The organism is Marinicella gelatinilytica (genome assembly GCF_026410405.1).
Taxonomy (GTDB): Bacteria; Pseudomonadota; Gammaproteobacteria; order Xanthomonadales; family Marinicellaceae; genus Marinicella; species Marinicella gelatinilytica.
Genome location: NZ_JAPMLN010000006.1, coordinates 115,438 through 131,752 on the forward strand (window position 1 = coordinate 115,438; position 16,315 = coordinate 131,752).

At 41.1% G+C, this 16,315-nt stretch carries 15 protein-coding genes; 4 read left to right on the top strand and 11 right to left on the bottom strand.

Annotation, left to right across the window (positions count from 1 at the left end; genetic code table 11):
• Positions 1 to 8 precede the first annotated feature (8 nt).
• Positions 9 to 1,469, bottom strand: coding sequence for an IMP dehydrogenase (guaB, locus tag OS173_RS05665; RefSeq protein WP_267183295.1), 1,461 nt, complete (start codon positions 1,467 to 1,469; stop codon positions 9 to 11).
• Positions 1,470 to 1,829: 360 nt separating this feature from the next.
• Here guaB and xseA point away from each other — a divergent pair, with 360 nt between their 5' ends.
• Genes xseA through OS173_RS05680 form a run of 3 tightly spaced genes read left to right on the top strand, consistent with a single transcriptional unit; the run spans position 1,830 to position 4,196 of the window.
• Positions 1,830 to 3,167 (top strand): exodeoxyribonuclease VII large subunit, encoded by a 1,338-nt coding sequence (xseA, locus tag OS173_RS05670; RefSeq protein ID WP_267183296.1) that lies wholly within the window; start codon positions 1,830 to 1,832, stop codon positions 3,165 to 3,167.
• 41 nt (positions 3,168 to 3,208) lie between these two features.
• Positions 3,209 to 3,610, top strand: a complete 402-nt coding sequence (locus OS173_RS05675; protein ID WP_267183297.1) for a hypothetical protein — start codon at positions 3,209 to 3,211, stop codon at positions 3,608 to 3,610.
• On the top strand, positions 3,597 to 4,196 hold the full coding sequence (locus OS173_RS05680; protein ID WP_267183298.1) for an IMPACT family protein: 600 nt from the start codon (positions 3,597 to 3,599) through the stop codon (positions 4,194 to 4,196). The genes OS173_RS05675 and OS173_RS05680 overlap by 14 nt, the downstream gene beginning before the upstream one ends.
• Here the strand turns inward: OS173_RS05680 and OS173_RS05685 are convergent.
• The 10 genes from OS173_RS05685 to OS173_RS05730 form a co-directional block, all read right to left on the bottom strand.
• A complete protein-coding gene (locus OS173_RS05685; protein ID WP_267183299.1) occupies positions 4,168 to 5,226 on the bottom strand; it encodes a lipoprotein N-acyltransferase Lnb domain-containing protein in 1,059 nt (352 codons plus the stop codon). The two genes, OS173_RS05680 and OS173_RS05685, sit on opposite strands and share 29 nt — an antisense overlap.
• 29 nt (positions 5,227 to 5,255) lie before the next feature.
• The gene (locus OS173_RS05690) at positions 5,256 to 6,104 is read right to left on the bottom strand and encodes an HlyC/CorC family transporter (protein WP_267183300.1); all 849 of its coding nucleotides are present in this window, start codon (positions 6,102 to 6,104) and stop codon (positions 5,256 to 5,258) included.
• A gap of 111 nt (positions 6,105 to 6,215) precedes the next feature.
• A complete protein-coding gene (locus tag OS173_RS05695) occupies positions 6,216 to 6,560 on the bottom strand; it encodes a hypothetical protein (RefSeq protein ID WP_267183301.1) in 345 nt (114 codons plus the stop codon).
• A 73-nt stretch (positions 6,561 to 6,633) separates the two neighbouring features.
• Complete coding sequence (locus OS173_RS05700) at positions 6,634 to 6,993, bottom strand: hypothetical protein (RefSeq protein ID WP_267183302.1); 360 nt, start codon at positions 6,991 to 6,993, stop codon at positions 6,634 to 6,636.
• Positions 6,994 to 7,012: 19 nt separating this feature from the next.
• Positions 7,013 to 7,375, bottom strand: coding sequence for a roadblock/LC7 domain-containing protein (locus OS173_RS05705; RefSeq protein ID WP_267183303.1), 363 nt, complete (start codon positions 7,373 to 7,375; stop codon positions 7,013 to 7,015).
• The gene (locus OS173_RS05710; protein ID WP_267183304.1) at positions 7,356 to 7,901 is read right to left on the bottom strand and encodes a GTP-binding protein; all 546 of its coding nucleotides are present in this window, start codon (positions 7,899 to 7,901) and stop codon (positions 7,356 to 7,358) included. Before OS173_RS05710 ends, OS173_RS05705 begins: the two co-directional genes overlap by 20 nt.
• A gap of 202 nt (positions 7,902 to 8,103) precedes the next feature.
• Positions 8,104 to 9,141: a hypothetical protein gene (locus OS173_RS05715; protein WP_267183305.1), complete on the bottom strand. Its 1,038-nt coding sequence runs from the start codon at positions 9,139 to 9,141 to the stop codon at positions 8,104 to 8,106.
• Positions 9,142 to 9,196: 55 nt separating this feature from the next.
• Positions 9,197 to 10,303 (bottom strand): SPFH domain-containing protein, encoded by a 1,107-nt coding sequence (locus OS173_RS05720; protein WP_267183306.1) that lies wholly within the window; start codon positions 10,301 to 10,303, stop codon positions 9,197 to 9,199.
• A gap of 26 nt (positions 10,304 to 10,329) precedes the next feature.
• On the bottom strand, positions 10,330 to 12,264 hold the full coding sequence (locus OS173_RS05725) for a CBS domain-containing protein (protein ID WP_267183307.1): 1,935 nt from the start codon (positions 12,262 to 12,264) through the stop codon (positions 10,330 to 10,332).
• An 11-nt stretch (positions 12,265 to 12,275) separates the two neighbouring features.
• On the bottom strand, positions 12,276 to 14,120 hold the full coding sequence (locus OS173_RS05730; RefSeq protein ID WP_267183308.1) for an SLC13 family permease: 1,845 nt from the start codon (positions 14,118 to 14,120) through the stop codon (positions 12,276 to 12,278).
• A gap of 426 nt (positions 14,121 to 14,546) precedes the next feature.
• Between OS173_RS05730 and OS173_RS05735 the strand changes: the two genes are divergently transcribed.
• On the top strand, positions 14,547 to 16,232 hold the full coding sequence (locus OS173_RS05735) for an AMP-binding protein (protein WP_267183309.1): 1,686 nt from the start codon (positions 14,547 to 14,549) through the stop codon (positions 16,230 to 16,232).
• Positions 16,233 to 16,315: the final 83 nt, after the last annotated feature.

Below are 16,315 nucleotides of genomic sequence, written 5' to 3' on the forward strand. Positions count from 1 at the left end.
CTGCTCTCTTAATTTCTGGCGCCGTAGTTGGGAGATTCTTTGGTAATGTGCACATCATGCACATGTGATTCCTGCACCCCAGAACTTGTAATACGAACCATTTTAGGTTTACTTTGCATATCAGAAATATTATGACACCCCACATAGCCCATACTGGCGCGCAGACCACCCATTAACTGATGCACAACCGGCGCCAAAGGGCCTTTGAAGGGGACTCGACCTTCAATGCCTTCGGGGACTAATTTCTCAGTATCTACTTCATCTTGAAAATAGCGATCCTTAGAGCCTTTATCCATGGCGCCCAAAGAACCCATACCGCGATAAGATTTAAAGGTACGTCCCTGGTATAACTCCACCTCACCAGGCGCTTCTTCAGTACCGGCAAACATACCGCCCATCATTACCGTGGAAGCACCAGCCACAATGGCTTTAGCCAAATCGCCTGAGTACCTAACGCCACCGTCGGCAATTAATGGGATTCCGGTACCACGCAAAGCTTTGGCGACGTCATCAATGGCAGATATCTGAGGCACACCCACACCGGCAATAATACGTGTTGTGCATATAGAACCAGGACCAACACCCACTTTGACAGCGTCTGCACCGGCTTCAACCAAAGCCTTAGCTGCTTCACCGGTGGTGATGTTACCAGCGATGATGTCAACCGATGGATATTGTTGTTTTATATGTCTAACCCGATCAATCACACCTTTTGAATGACCATGGGCAGTATCTACAACGATGACATCAACCCCGGCTTCGACCAGTGCCGCGACCCGTTGCTCAGTGTCACCACCGGCTCCCACCGCAGCGGCCACACGCAGCTGCTCCTCCTTATCCTTAACAGCATAGGGAAAATCTTGTGATTTTTGAATGTCTTTAACCGTGATGAGACCTTTCAATTCAAACTGATCATTAACCACCAGTACCTTTTCAATGCGGTATTGGTGCAACAACCCAAGAATTTCATCTTCTTTGGCATTTTCTCCCACTGTAATTAAACGATCTTTTCGGGTCATAATATTACGCACAGGATCATCCAATTCTGTCTCAAATCGCATATCTCGGCTGGTAACAATACCCACCAGCTCATCCTTATCAACAACTGGCACACCGGAAATACGGTGTTTTTTGGTTAACGCCAAAACTTCTCGAATGGTGGTGTAAGGATCAACAGTAATCGGGTTTTTAATCACACCGGATTCAAATTTTTTCACTAATGCCACATGAGCGGCTTGTTGTTCTACACTCATATTTTTATGAATAACGCCGATACCGCCCAGTTGCGCCATAGCAATGGCTAAACGAGACTCAGTAACAGTATCCATAGCCGCAGAAACAATGGGTAAGTTAAGCCGTATATTACGGGTCAATTGAGTGGACAAATTAACGTCCTTTGGTAAGATATCAGAATAGTCGGGAATCAACAGGACATCATCAAAGGTTAAGGCATCGTAAGCAATTCTCATGGCGGTCACCTGGATTAGAAAATTAGCGGCGTATTCTACCATAAAACAATAAATAGACCTCTGCATAAGTCTGGGTTATTGAAAAAAATGATTTGAAAATCTGAAGTTCAAGGCAGGAAACGCGATTAATAGACCCAATTATTTCGCAGACGATTTACCGATGGCAAGAAGCCTGCGAATAAAAAGCGAATAGGTCCTTGGTGTAAGCGAACCGAAGCAAGTTTTATGCAACGCATCCCTGCGCTTCACCCCTTTGGGGCTACGTGAAAATTCGTTCCAGACGAGTTTTTCTAACACAGAAGTTTAGTTTTTCTAACATTTTTACTTAATTCATGACTTATCAAGAGGTCTTTTGAACATATGTATATAAACTCCACCAACAACGCGCAAAACCCGTTGTCACCATCACAATTAAACCAAGCCCTTGCCAAACTTTTAAAATCAGAATTAAATAGTTTTTGGCTAACCGGTGAAGTGAGTGATCTCTTTTGTTCAAATGCTGGACACAGTTATTTTAGTGTAAAAGACAATGATGCCAGTATTCGTTGTGTTTTATTTAAACAACAAGCAACGATGACTGTTGAAAATGGACAACAAATCATCTTATTTGGTTACTTATCCATGTACGCCCCTCGCGGCACTGTACAAATTAATGTGCTTAAAGCACTGGATGCCGGTAGTGGTCTTCTGCAACAACAATTTCTACAATTAAAGCAAAAATTAGAACTGTCAGGTTTATTTGACCAGACCAACAAGAAACCGTTACCAAAGCTAATCGATGATATTGGAATCATTACCTCACCCAATGGAGCGGCGATTAAAGATATTCTAGAAGTTATTAAACGAAAAAACCCACTTATCAATATCACCATTTACCCAACAGCCGTACAAGGCCATACCGCTGTTGATGACATGGTGCATGCGCTCAATCGAGCAGATCAGGCGAATCATCAGACATTACTATTAACCCGTGGTGGTGGTTCGCAAGAAGATTTATGGTGTTTTAATGATGAACGTTTAGCACGATTAATGGCTGCCTTAAAAACACCTGTTTTAACAGCCATTGGCCATGAACGCGACATCAGTATTGCTGATTTAACAGCTGATGAGGTTGCCATCACACCAACTGCCGCCGGGGAGCGCCTCAGTGGACAGTTTTTAGAAAACAATCAGTTGTTAAGAAATCAAGCAGAATACCTCAATTTGCTCATGCAAAATACCCTAAGAAACAATCAGCAGAAAATTGATGTTTTTTCATATCGCTTACAAAAGCGTCACCCCAGCACACATATTTCACAACAACACCACCAGCTTAATCATTTAACTCATCTATTAAACCGAGCTGCGATGCAACACCGCGACAAAGCCAAATCACAATTAAACCAATACAAAATAAACTTGCAGAGTCAACGCCCCGATTTAGAGCGTTTACAAAGCAAGGTTAAACAAAACTTACAATTCATGCAGCATTTATTAAAAAGCAAGCAACAAAAAAGTCAGTACGCTTTACACAATCAAATAAGTCAATTAGCTTCATTGAGCCCGCTGTCTGTATTAACTCGCGGTTACAGTTACACCACAAAGCTTAACGGAGAAGTTATTGTTGACCAACAACAAGTGAAAGCCAATGAATTGATTGAAACCAAGCTGAAATCAGGTAAAATTCTCAGCAAAATTGTGGAACGTTTAGATAAATAGACGCTCTAACCCAGCATTTAAATTAAGAGGATTTTTAAATTATGGCCAACCAATCTAAATCTATGGTCTTTGGTTTTGTTATTATCGCTGCCATTATCTTTGCAGTGGCCTTGGGCTATAAAATGACCCAAAGTGATGAGCCGGTCAACACACCTGAACCAGTGGTTCAAGAAGAAAAAGAGCCAGAAATTAAAGTGGTCTCTTATGACAAGAAAAGACTAGATATGACAGAAAATATGCATACAGAAGAACACGAAAAAATTAGAAAACGCTCACCTTATTTTATGCAATTTGCAATGAAATTTAAGACAGGAGAAGAAGCCGTCAATCGTTTGCCTGAATTAATTGATAAAAACAAATTTGATGAGGCAAAATACTTAGTCCAATTTATTGAAACACAATTCCCCGACACGAAAATTCCTGACGAGTTTGCAGACCTTTAAAAACCTGACAAAAGCCCACCGATTTGAGGAAGATATAAAAAAATCAACCTTTATCGGTATATGCTTTCCAATTGACAGTATAGCGACTTTTGAACAACGCTTAAGTCGCTATTGTGACCCCCAAGCTACTCACAACTGTTGGGCTTACCGTTTGGGTCAACTATATCGTTTTAATGATGACGGTGAGCCGTCCGGCACGGCCGGTAAACCCATGTTGGCAGCCATTGATGGCGCCGGGTTTGACGCTGTCGGCGCTCTGGTCATCCGCCATTATGGCGGTATAAAGTTAGGTACAGGTGGATTAGCCCGCGCTTATGGTGGTGTGATTGCTAAAAGCTTACAATCAGCGTCTTTTAAATGGCACGTTCCCAAATCAACTATTAATCTTCAGGTTCCATTTGCCTACACACAAAGCGTCCACGCTTTTTGCGAACAGTTTAATGGTCATGTCAAACAAGAATCATTTAACACACAAGGTGCTGATATGCGAGTCACTCTTCCCGATCAGCACATCCAAGAATTTAAAGAAAGTATGCAAAATACCAGTAAAGGACAAATTAATTTTCCGCAAAGTTCTGACTCTTAGCCTGTACAGATTTTTGCTGTAGTATCCACAAAAACAACATATGTACCGCCGCCAGAGGCACCAAATACCAAGCCTGCCAATAGCAAGCAAAGCCCAACCACAAAATGTGACTAACCATAAGTATTGGCACAGTAAGTTTGGCCGGACGACGTTTTACAGCTAAAAATAACAATGGATTGGTCAATAACACATTAAAATTACCATCGGCAATGGGATGTGGCAACACCCACCATAACAGCAATATGACGACACCGATTAAACTGGCCAGATAAAACCAAACAATTATAACTTTACCACGCAGTGGCTTAATGCAGAAACCGATGAGCAATCCAGTGAGAAGCATCAGAAAAAATGCATGATCCCTAATAATTCGCCATGACTCTTCCGGCGGTTGGTAAATAATGGACTCATTAGTTACCAAATCAGCCATTTGTTGACTGATAAATTGATCCATAGCCATAGGAAACGCCATGGTCTGCCAATAACTTATATTTTGATAGGCTTGATAACCGTATCCAAGCGCCAAACCAAAGCGCATGGTGGATTGATGATAAGCCGGTAAGGTCAAGTCTGCATAACTATATGGACTCAAGGTCTGAGAACGTTGATATAATTTACCGTCAGTGACCTGATTGATTAAATCACGAATTTTTGTGGCGCAGTTATTATAAAAATAGTCATACTGATAGTGTCGATTCTCAGGTAAATAATGTTGCTTCAGTTGCTGTTTGAGTTGGGATGTTGCTAACGGTGAAATATCTAAAATTTGTTCACTAAATTGCCGATGCTCATATTCAGCTTGATACAGTTCATCTGATAGATTACTGACACCCATGGCATAACGCATGTCATTTAAAATAAACGCCTTAACCAAATTATCTTCTGCAAAATCGAAGTAACCAAATGCATATACCTGATTATCGATGGCTAAGGCCGTGTGTCCGTAAACAGACCAAAAAGCATCACCCGGACCAACGGTGATTAAACGCACCGTCTGGCTGTGAACCTGTGCCGAAAAAAATAAAAACACAAACAGACTATATGTGCCAATTGACCGAATTAAGCCCATTCCACATCTAAGAATAAGATACGCCTTTTATCAGACTGAGTAACGGTAAAAATCATGTGATCAATAACAATAGTTTCGCCCTCATCAAGTAAGCGCCCGGCTTTATTAGCCACCATACCCCCGACAGTATCGAATTCGCTGTCATCAATATCTAATTCAAAATATTCATTGAATTCAGTGATGGTTGTTAAGGCATTGATTCGGTATTTTTTGTCGGATAACTTGAGAATAAACGGATCATTTTGGCTATCATACTCATCATCAATTTCTCCGACGATTTCCTCCAAAATATCTTCAATGGTCACCAACCCAGCGACACCGCCATATTCATCAATAACCAGCGCCATGTGATTTCGAGATGTCCTGAATTCTTGCAAGAGGATATTGATGGGTTTTGATTCGGGAATAACGACGGCAGGTCGCGTCAATTCCTTCAGGTTAAAATCTTTTTCCTCTTTGACAAATGTCCGCAAAACATCTTTGGCCAATAAAATGCCTTCTAATTCATCTTTATCCTCCCCCACCACCGGAAACCGTGAATGACCTGATTCCACAATAATGGGTAAGACCTGCTCAATGGTGGCGTCAATCGGAACCACCACCATCTGTGAGCGGGGCACCATCACTTGCCTTACTTGTAACTCAGAGACGCTTAACGCCCCTTTCATCATACTAAGCGCATACGCATCAACTAAGCCATCCTCATGAGCGATATTGAGGATTTCCAAAATATCATCATGACTTTGGGGTTGATCATTAAAAAGGTTGGTTAATTTTGATAACCACGTTCGTTGCGAACTATCTTCGTCCGTGTCTTTATTACTCTGGTCGTCAGTCATTAAAGTAAGGATAAGCCCCACGTTGTTGAACACCTGCCAAGTTTAAACTTTTTAATTAAAAAAGTATATTGTTAGCAATAACTATGTCACAAAATATTAATTCACAGGTCTCTAATTATCAAAAACCGATTTTAATTTTTCGGTGAAAGAACTGATAAAACCTGTTTTAAAGGTCGATTTTTCAATACTTTTATCCACTAATTTTAGTATGTCTAATAAGTAAGCCGTATTTAAATAGTAATCAACGACATAATCTTGATAACCGGTTACCTCGGTAAGCTCACTTCTTGAAAGCGGTTGATAAGCCAAATGAGCACTGATTAAAATAAATTCATATTGATACTCAAGGACATTGAAAGTCGGCCATTCAGAGATTGAGTATAAATAACCTCGAATACTGTGCTTTAAAGGAGCGCTTTCAATGCGCCCCCATAAGGTGCTGTTCAATGTAGTCATAATAAAGCCCTATTGTTTAGACCTGCAGATTAATCCGGTTCTCTTATTGAAGATCAAGGATTAGTTTTTACACTCATGTCTTAATGATATTAGATAATTGATCCACCCTTCGTCGGGCCAGTGCCAAATTTGAATTCTCAATATCAAGCACCAAATATAAAAAAATACCAGCAATTTGATTGGGGGGATTAATGATATGGTATTGATTGTTTAGTGTGATTAAAATATCCTTAATATCTTCTGCTAAGCCAAGGCTATCCAAGGTGATTATCTTGGCTCTCACAACCTCAGTGTTACCCGCTGCAGCCAACTCCATGTTAAAGCCCGAACATGATTCAGCCAACATCTTGCCTGATTCATAATCAACAATCGAAGCACATTTGGCACCATCAATTTCCATTAATTCATTTAATACTTTATTTATATTGGACATTAATTATTCCTATTAAAATTTAAATTTCTGATATGTGTTTCGCAACTTTCAGCGCATAATATCTGGCATGGCCGATATTTTGCTTATCCCCTGTTAACAAACATAAGACACAAGGCTTTGCTTGGTAGTGTGTGTTTACAATCAACATTTGACCTTTTGCTGTTTCTATATTGGTTATAACCAGATTGTCACCAACCAACTGATTGGAAGCCACATTACTGAGTGATGCCAAGGAACTGACTGTCGCCGCCAATTTGTCAGAAGCCGTTTGTTCAGCTTTCAGATTGTGGGTTAAGATTTCAAACCCATCGGCTGTACTTAAATTAATCAGCTTAAGATATTCTATTTTTTCAGCGGTTTTTTTAAATATTCTTTCTAACATGAGTTCCCTCAATAACCTCACTTATTGCCAGCAAGGTGTCCATAATTAATTGTGCGTTATTTTTTTCTCTGGGATCTATTTTGTAAATGGGCGGATTTAATCCATAATCCAGTAAAATATGTTTTATTTTTTCGCTGGTCTTCTGACCTGCTCGCCCATCTAAATGGGTAATGGCAACAATAAACGGAATTTCAGAATTTATTTCAAAATATTCCAACAAATACCGTAGCTCATCAATGGATTGTTGGTCTCTATTTTTAACCAAAATAACCACTGACCATAAACCATCCTTAACAAAATCCCATATCAATGAAAAACGACGTTGACCAGGCACCCCATAAAGACCTAGAGAGTTATCAGTATCCAAAGGAATATGACCATAATCAATCCCTACCGTGGTTTGAACTTTACCAATATCCTGGGAAGAATCTACATCTGTATCCAAAACAGGGATGGTACTTAAATTTTTTATAATTGTTGATTTACCAGATCCAACCGATCCAATAAATGCCAGTTTTTTATGCACTACTGATACCCTATAAATGAAGCTAAAGCAATATCTGGAATTTCTAAATTAAGTCGGGCATTATATTGATGGGTCCGTTAAAAACAAGTGAATTTTCAACGAATGTTTAATTTTATTAATAAAACAATTAAAAAATCAAAACCAGTGATTTCATGCAATTACTGTGACGAGCCTCACAATTTTTTTGACAATTTACGTCAGTTTACTGATTATAGCCAATAACCAGCGCGATAATTAATGCCAAAAATAGCACTGCACTGGCAATCTTTAACCAACTCCATGGCCGTTCACCATAAGTCTGACCTGATTGGCCATGAACCACATAGCGATAAACTTTCTTTTTATAGCTAAAAGCGGCCATATAAATCGGTACCAAAATTAAGCGAAATTTAACCTTGTCATAGTACGAGTTAAGCTGCTGGATTTGTTGTTGATCACCACCAATATCTCGGCGCACAGACGCTCTAATGATTATCGCCATAATTGATTTTGCCTGATCATAACCGACATCGATGCCAACTTGATAAAGCTGTGACTGAAAACCACTGATATACGCCGGATTATAATCTTGAGCTTGCTGCAAATCCCAGGTGCTGAGAAAGTTTAAAAACTTATCAGGTAATGCTTTTGACGCGAATGTATACACATATTTAAAAACATTAAAGACATGACCACTCACCGAACGCCATCGAATTTCCTGTACAGGCTGTTGTGTTGTTTGGGTTCGACCGTTTATCCGTCGGGTGACCGTTCGATAGGTGGTGTAATAGTCACCTCGCCGGCCTCTATAATCACTATTCACCTCTGCATCAAAACTCCACATTGGAATATAAACAGCCGTAACCGGTTGTGATTTAAATGCTTTTAACTTTAACTTAGAAGGTGCAAACCATAACTTTCTAAGCCATTTTTTAAATGACTGATTCGCCGTTTTATCATCCACAGCAAAGGGTAAAATAGCATCAGGTGCCAATTGACGGTGGTTAACAGCCGGCACCACGATGTTCAGATCACAATAAGGACAATCTCCGGCATGCTGATCAACTGCCATTAAAAAAGTGGCACCACAATTACTGCAATGTAATTCCAATTGACTGGATTGCGGCTTGAGCAAGCTGATTTGCTGCTTGGTCAGTTCATAATCATGCGGACTATCTTCATAATCACGAACAGATTCTATTGGGTTTACGGCACCGCAGCTGACACATTGCAGCGAATGTTGACCAATGGCATAATCCATGTCTGATCCACACTGCTGACATTTAAAGTGTGCATATTGAATCATTAAATTGCCGTTATTTGGGCATTGGTGGCGGCTGTTGCTGTAACAGTGCTTTTATTTCTTTGACTTGATCCGCCCCAGTCCAGTCATCCAAACCGGCTGTCCACACTAACGTGTCTGCATTCAGTTGATCTTTATCGACGAGCTCTTTGATGGCCATTAAATTAAAAGGCCCAATACGATCGCCATCTATAATCACATAGTAGTGCTTCACTTCCTTAACATTATCTGGCATGGGAGGTGGCTGCAAAGGATCAGTGTCATCACCCTTAGCCAATGCTTGGCCGAAAGATTGCGCCATACCAAACCCCATGCCCATGCCCATGGCGCCACCGGCGGCACCCGGCTGGTTAGCGGCATCACGCATGGCTTGAGCTTGTTGGTAACGGGTAAAGCGGTTAAGATCTCCCACGGCAATGGATCCGGCACGTTCGTCCAAAGCTTTTTCCACAGCCGGTGGTACCGACACATTTTCAACCAATAATTGCTCTAATGACAAACCATAGGCAGAAAATTGCGGTAATAACTCTTGGGTAAGGAAACGACCTAAATCATCATAATTAGCAGCCAAATCCAATACCGGCACACCAGACTGGCTAATGACTTGAGCAAAACCACTGACCACCAGGTTTTTTAATTGCCCAATGATTTCTTCCAATACAAAGTGACCATCGGTACCAACAATTTCACGCAACAATACCGCCGGATCACTAATCTTAAAAGTATAACTGCCAAAAGCCCTGACTCGGATCACTCCAAATTCTTGATCTCGCAAGATCAAAGGATTGCGTAGCCCCCACTTCATATCAGTAAATGTACGGGTATTAAAAAAGTAAACCTCTGCCTTAAAGGGACTTTCAAAGCCATGCTTCCAGCCTTGTAAAGTGGACAAAATTGGCATATTGGCAGTTTCTAGTTGGTAAAGTCCTGGGGTGAAAATATCCGCTAATTCGCCTTCATTGACTAAGGCCGCTATTTGCCCTTCTCTAACCGTTAACATGGCACCATTTTTAATTTCATTACCATGCCGCGGAAAACGGTAAACCAATGTATGGCGACTGTCGTCAGTCCAATCAATAACGTCAATCAATTCACCAAATAATTTATCCCATATACTCATTTTATGTGTGCTCCTGTTGGTTTTATTTAATCCATTTGCTGCTGACTGTCATCGTGATAATCTTGCAAATCATTTTCTAAAATTTTAGTGGCTAATTTAATAAAATCATATTCAGTCACTACCCCAACCAAGGTATTGTCCTCATCGACAATCGGCAAACAACTAATGCGTTCAGTGCGCATTGTTTGCAAAGCTTCTACGGTGCTGGTTTGTGGGTAAGCATAAATCGGGTTCGGATTCATAATGTCTCGAATGGCAACACTTTCCTCTCGTTCGCCGGCAACAATTTTTTTGATAATCGAGCGATGAGAAATCAAACCCACCAACTCACCCTTATCATTTTCCACAGGTACATGACGAACCCGTTTCCAATCCATGATGCTGGCTGCCAAATCCATGGAATCATCAGGCCTGACGGTGATTAATTTGGTGGTCATAAACTGTCCCAATCGATGATAGGATGCCCGCCAATCAATGTCTTTTTCCAATTCAGCCAAAGGCCATTCGTGGACGGGCTTTTGTGCTGACTCATTGCGATCCATGGCTGCTACTATGGCACGCACTTTTTCGTCTGAATGCACCTCTTTGTCCATTTCAGTGATGGATTTAATGGCCCATTTAGCACCGGTTTGCTTTGTTTCTGCCCGCTTTTCAATAATACCTAAATAACGGTTAATGTCTTCATCATCAATACCTGAACTTTTTAGCCCCTCTGCAGCAATGGGTAGCAGTTCTTTCAGAATTAATTCTGCGGCAGGCATGGTATCCCCGCCAAACCAATTAAAATGACACTCCAAACCACTGCGGCAGGCTTGTAAGAAATTGTTTTTAGCATCTGAAAAACGCAACTTACCGGGGATTTTATCTGCGTCATTCATTAATCCTGACATCATGCCAAAATAAAAAGCGGCATTGGCAATTTCATCAGCAGTGGTGGGGCCGGAAGGTAAAACTCGGTTTTCTATGCGCAGATGCGGTATGTTATCTTTGACACCATAACAAGGCCGATTCCAACGGTAAACACTGCCATTATGCAGCATCAAAGCCTTTAATTTTGGTATCACACCGGCTTTTACCATGGCCACCGGATCTTTTTCAAAATCAGTAGTCAGCACCACCGGAAAGCGCGAAATATCATCCCGAAAAACATCTACGATGCTTTCTATCCATTCGTTACCGAAATGCACCCGCGCTTGGGTACCACGTTTCTGGTGAGCGGTTGAACGGGTGTCAATGGAATTCTGAAACACAGCAATCCGTGACTCATGCCACAATCGATAATGATGTATCAAGCCGGAATTGACGGACACAGCCATCAAAGGCCCGGTCACGGCTTGCGATAAGTTATACATATCGACAAATTCATGACCACTGACTTGAAAGTGAATTTGGAAACTGGTATTCATCGCTTCCAATAAAAAGTTATCGTGTGTCACAGACAACTCATCGATGCCTCTGATTTCCATGCGAAAATCATCACCACGAATTTCTTTTAAGCGATCATTGAGCTCATAATAACGGTCAACCGGTGTGATGCTCTCCATGGTCAAGTCCAACTGCCGTAATGTGGGCAAAATACCGGCTAAAATAATTTTTGAATCATGTTTGGCCGCCACTTGCTTAGCTAACGCCATGACTTCATTCATCTCAGCTTCCATTTCACGCAGACAGCTTCCCTTAAATCGACGGGGTGTTAAGTTGGCTTCTAAGTTAAATAGCGCAATTTCATTGGTAAAACGCGGGTCATCAATGTCGTTTAGAATTTTTAACGCCGTTAATTTCGGGCTGTAATTTTGATCTGTAATAAACATTTCCTGTTCGGCACCAATGCGGCGTGCGCCTGACTCAATTAACCCCTGATCAATCATTAATTCCAAAGCACGCAAATCATTTAGAACCGCTCGCGTAAATAAGCGTTTGGCCTCATGGTTATCACCCCGCGTTATATTTTGTTCACCCATCTATTTTCCAATCAATAAAGTTGATAAATCCACGTTAATAATCCTGTTAATGACAACCACATGATTAACGCCAAGGGGATACCCACTCGCACAAAATCATTGAACTTATAACCACCCGCATTCATGACCAGCAGATTGGTTTTATAGGCCATTGGTGTGGCATAACTTAAATTGGCACCAAACAGCACCGCCAACACGAATGGCTCCACCGGCATGCCCATACGTTGTGCAATACTGACTGCAATTGGTGTACCAATCACAGCGGTGGCATTATTAGAAACCACATTGGTTAAAATGGCCATCACTAACATCAAAATACCCAAAACCATACCCGGCGCCAAAGCATGGGTGGTAACCACAAACACATTGGCTAAGAAATCTGCACCACCGGTGGCCATTAAGGCTGACCCTAATGCCAAAGAAGCAACAATAATTAACACCACTTGGGTACTTAATGCACGGGTGGCGTCATGCCAACGAAGACAACCGGTGGCAATAAGCACAAAACAACCAACTGTGGCGCTCACTGCAATCGGCATGATGTTAAAAGCCGCTAAAGCCACGACCGCTGCCATTACTGCCAATGCAATCGGTGCTTTTTCAGTATGTGGCAACTCTTCTCCACCATCTAAAAGTAACAAAGAACCGGACTTTTTAACTGCTTTGATGGCCTCATTGCTGCCTTGTACCAACAACACATCACCTTGATGAATAACCCGGTCATTCACCCCTTTTGACATTGCTGAGGTTTCTTTTCCATGGGAATGAATGGCGAGTAAAGTTAATCCGAACTTGGTTTCTAAACGGGCATCTCCAACCCGCACCCGGTCTAATAAAGACCCAGAAGTAATCACCAATTCAGCAATTGATTGATCACCTGCCGATAAAGGGTTGCTTTCACCGACCTGCTTTCTTCCGGTGTACAAAGAAGCACCAAGTTCAACTTCATATTCGCGTAAATTATCAGGCGTATCTGTCACCACCAATCGATCACCGGCATGAATAACCACATCCGGCAACGTCGCAATAGATAAGTTATCACCACGCACTATCCGTGATATGGAAATTTTGCCATCCAACTTATCACGAATATCTGCTAATGTTTTATTGTCTGCAAAACTACCTTCATTAATTTTTAACTCAGCGGTAAACACCCGCGGCGAGGTATCACGCAAAGGTGGTAACCGTTCAGGAATAATTCGTGGCACCACCAACCACAAATAAAGGATGGCTAAAACACTGGCCATGATCACCGGCAAAGCAAAATCAAACATACCAAACTCAGGAACCCCCAAACCTTCTGCCACTTTAACAACCAGCAAGTTTGTTGAAGTACCGATGGTGGTTGACATACCACCTAAAAGAGTAGCCAAACCCATAGGCATCAGGGTACCAGAAGGGGATTGTCCGGTTTTAAGAGATACATTAATCAGAACCGGCAATAACAACACCACGATTGGCGTGTTATTTATAAAAGAACTCAGCACAGCACCGACAATTAATGTGATTAAAAGTGATAAAGATGGACTTATTCCCCACATTTTAGCCAGAAACCTTCCCACCGGCTCAGTGGCACCGGTACGTACCAAAGCCTGCCCAGCTATCATTAAAGCACAAACTGCCACCAGCGCTTCGTTACCAAACCCCAAAAAGAAAGAACTGACCGGAAAGAAGCCGCCATCACTTTGTTGATAGGGAAAAATCTGAAACCCAATAACTAACATGCATAACACGAAGAAACTGGAGGTCTCTAAGCTAATGTTTTCCCGGGTGAACAACACCAAAGCCACCAAGGTCAACACCAAAACACCAATGGTGTGGGGTTGAGGTGCGTGAATCAACAAATCTGTCGGCATATAGCAGTACGTGAAAGGTAAACTTAAAGTCTATCAAATAAGTAGAAAATTGTCATAAAAACATTTAACATTGATATGATCATTTTTTAAGATTATCTTCACTGATTCATACATAAGTATGATCTGTTGTTAAGATTTCTTATGATTAAATACTTTTGAGACCTTTAAATTAATTTTTGTCGGTGCAAACAGAAACTAAAACCCCAGCAATCCTGACAAGAAACACAAGTCAAACAACTTGTTAATGGTGCCACTGAGGTCAGTTTCTTAACCCAATGTGGTTGGCGTTAAACCATGATATTGATTAACAGTTAATGTAAGGATCTCTATTAAAAGCGGTTCAATTTACTGATTCTTTAAACAGTCAAGAACCTTTTATTCATAAACCATTCGCAGAAATGGTATTAGATAACTCATTGGGACAATATGAAAATAGATAAACCTTGGCTGGATCATTATAAACCAGGCATACCTGCAGAAATTGGTGAATACCTCTATCAAAACGTTGCTGAAATGATGGTCTCTTCATGTCAAAAATATGCTCAACAAACTTCTTTTGTTAATTTTGGTCAAGGCATAACTTACGCCGAATTAGACCGATATTCGCAACAATATGCGGCTTATCTGCAACAACATTTTAAAACCGGCGACGTGATAGCCATTATGATGCCCAACGTGTTGCAATACCCGATTGCTGTCTTAGGGATACTGAGAGCGGGTATGATTGTCACCAATATTAATCCACTATATACCCCCCGTGAACTCAAACACCAACTTAATGACTCTGAAGCCAAAGGTATTCTGGTCATTGAAAACACCGCTGCTTGTTTAGCAGAAATTGTTGAAGACACTCAGGTCCAACAGATTATCACCACCAGTATCGGCGAAATGGTTGGTGGTTTAAAAGGCAAAATCATGGATTTTGTTATCAAATACGTCAAAAAAATGGTGCCTAAATTTAATTTACCTGAGGCCAAACAATTTAAAGAGGTTTTACAAGCCGGGAACAAGCTTAAATTAAAAAAAGTTAAACGGAATTTAGATGACATCGCTTTTTTACAATACACCGGTGGCACCACGGGTGTTTCAAAAGGTGCAATTCTAACCAACCGAAACATGGTGGCTAATGTTATGCAGGTTAAATTGTGGATAGGCAGCGAACTGGATGAAAACAATCAAGAAGTGGCCATTACCGCTCTACCGCTCTACCATATTTTTGCATTAACTGCGAATATGCTGACATTTTCTTATTATGGTGCAAAAAATATTCTCATTACTAATCCGCGAGATATGAAGGGCTTTGTGAAAGAGCTTGGCCAACATAAATTCACCGTAATGACCGGTGTGAATACTTTGTTTAACGGCCTACTAAACACGCCCGGATTTGAGGATTTAGATTTTTCAAAGTTTAAATTTGCTTTAGGCGGCGGTATGGCTGTGCAAAGAGGCACCGCGGAACAATGGAAAAAGGTGACCGGGATTACCTTAGCTGAAGCCTATGGCTTAACGGAAACATCGCCGGCCGCATGTATCAACCCGATTCCACTGGATGCTTATAACGGCACCATTGGTTTACCTATTCCATCAACACTCTGTCAAATTCGAGATGACGATAACCAGCCTTTACCGGTTGGAGAGCCGGGCGAACTATGCATTAAAGGCCCTCAGGTTTCACAAGGCTATTTAAATAGGCCCAAAGAAACAGCCGAGACATTTATTGATGGCTGGTTAAAAACCGGTGATATTGCGATTATGACTGAACAGGGTTATTTTAAAATTGTTGACCGTAAGAAAGACATGATACTGGTCTCTGGCTTTAATGTTTACCCAAATGAGATTGAAGATGCTGCCACTTTGCACCCTAATATTGTCGAAGCCGCAGCCATTGGCATTCCCGACAAACGTTCCGGTGAAAAAATAAAACTATTTGTCGTTAGCAATAATAAAGCCCTCACCGCAGAGGATGTTATTGCCCATTGTCGTGAGAACTTAACCGGCTATAAAATACCAAAAATAATTGAATTTAGGGATGAATTACCAAAAACCAATGTCGGTAAAATCTTACGTAAAGATTTACGTCAAGCTGAACTCTCTGCACAAGAAAACAGTTAATTCAAACCCATCAAAACGACCTTCATAAGGTCGTTTTGATGTTGGTTACATTCAAAAATTATTCTCAATTTAGTTTATAATAG

What these genes read in the sequence shown, in the direction of transcription:
- guaB (WP_267183295.1), bottom strand. Translation starts at nt 1,469, where the DNA reads ATGAGAATTGCTTACGATGCCTTAACCTTTGATGATGTCCTGTTGATT.
- xseA (WP_267183296.1), top strand. Translation starts at nt 1,830, where the DNA reads ATGTATATAAACTCCACCAACAACGCGCAAAACCCGTTGTCACCATCA.
- OS173_RS05675 (WP_267183297.1), top strand. Translation starts at nt 3,209, where the DNA reads ATGGCCAACCAATCTAAATCTATGGTCTTTGGTTTTGTTATTATCGCT.
- OS173_RS05690 (WP_267183300.1), bottom strand. Translation starts at nt 6,104, where the DNA reads ATGACTGACGACCAGAGTAATAAAGACACGGACGAAGATAGTTCGCAA.
- OS173_RS05695 (WP_267183301.1), bottom strand. Translation starts at nt 6,560, where the DNA reads ATGACTACATTGAACAGCACCTTATGGGGGCGCATTGAAAGCGCTCCT.
- OS173_RS05700 (WP_267183302.1), bottom strand. Translation starts at nt 6,993, where the DNA reads ATGTCCAATATAAATAAAGTATTAAATGAATTAATGGAAATTGATGGT.
- OS173_RS05705 (WP_267183303.1), bottom strand. Translation starts at nt 7,375, where the DNA reads ATGTTAGAAAGAATATTTAAAAAAACCGCTGAAAAAATAGAATATCTT.
- OS173_RS05715 (WP_267183305.1), bottom strand. Translation starts at nt 9,141, where the DNA reads ATGGATTATGCCATTGGTCAACATTCGCTGCAATGTGTCAGCTGCGGT.
- OS173_RS05720 (WP_267183306.1), bottom strand. Translation starts at nt 10,303, where the DNA reads ATGAGTATATGGGATAAATTATTTGGTGAATTGATTGACGTTATTGAT.
- OS173_RS05725 (WP_267183307.1), bottom strand. Translation starts at nt 12,264, where the DNA reads ATGGGTGAACAAAATATAACGCGGGGTGATAACCATGAGGCCAAACGC.
- OS173_RS05730 (WP_267183308.1), bottom strand. Translation starts at nt 14,120, where the DNA reads ATGCCGACAGATTTGTTGATTCACGCACCTCAACCCCACACCATTGGT.
- OS173_RS05735 (WP_267183309.1), top strand. Translation starts at nt 14,547, where the DNA reads ATGAAAATAGATAAACCTTGGCTGGATCATTATAAACCAGGCATACCT.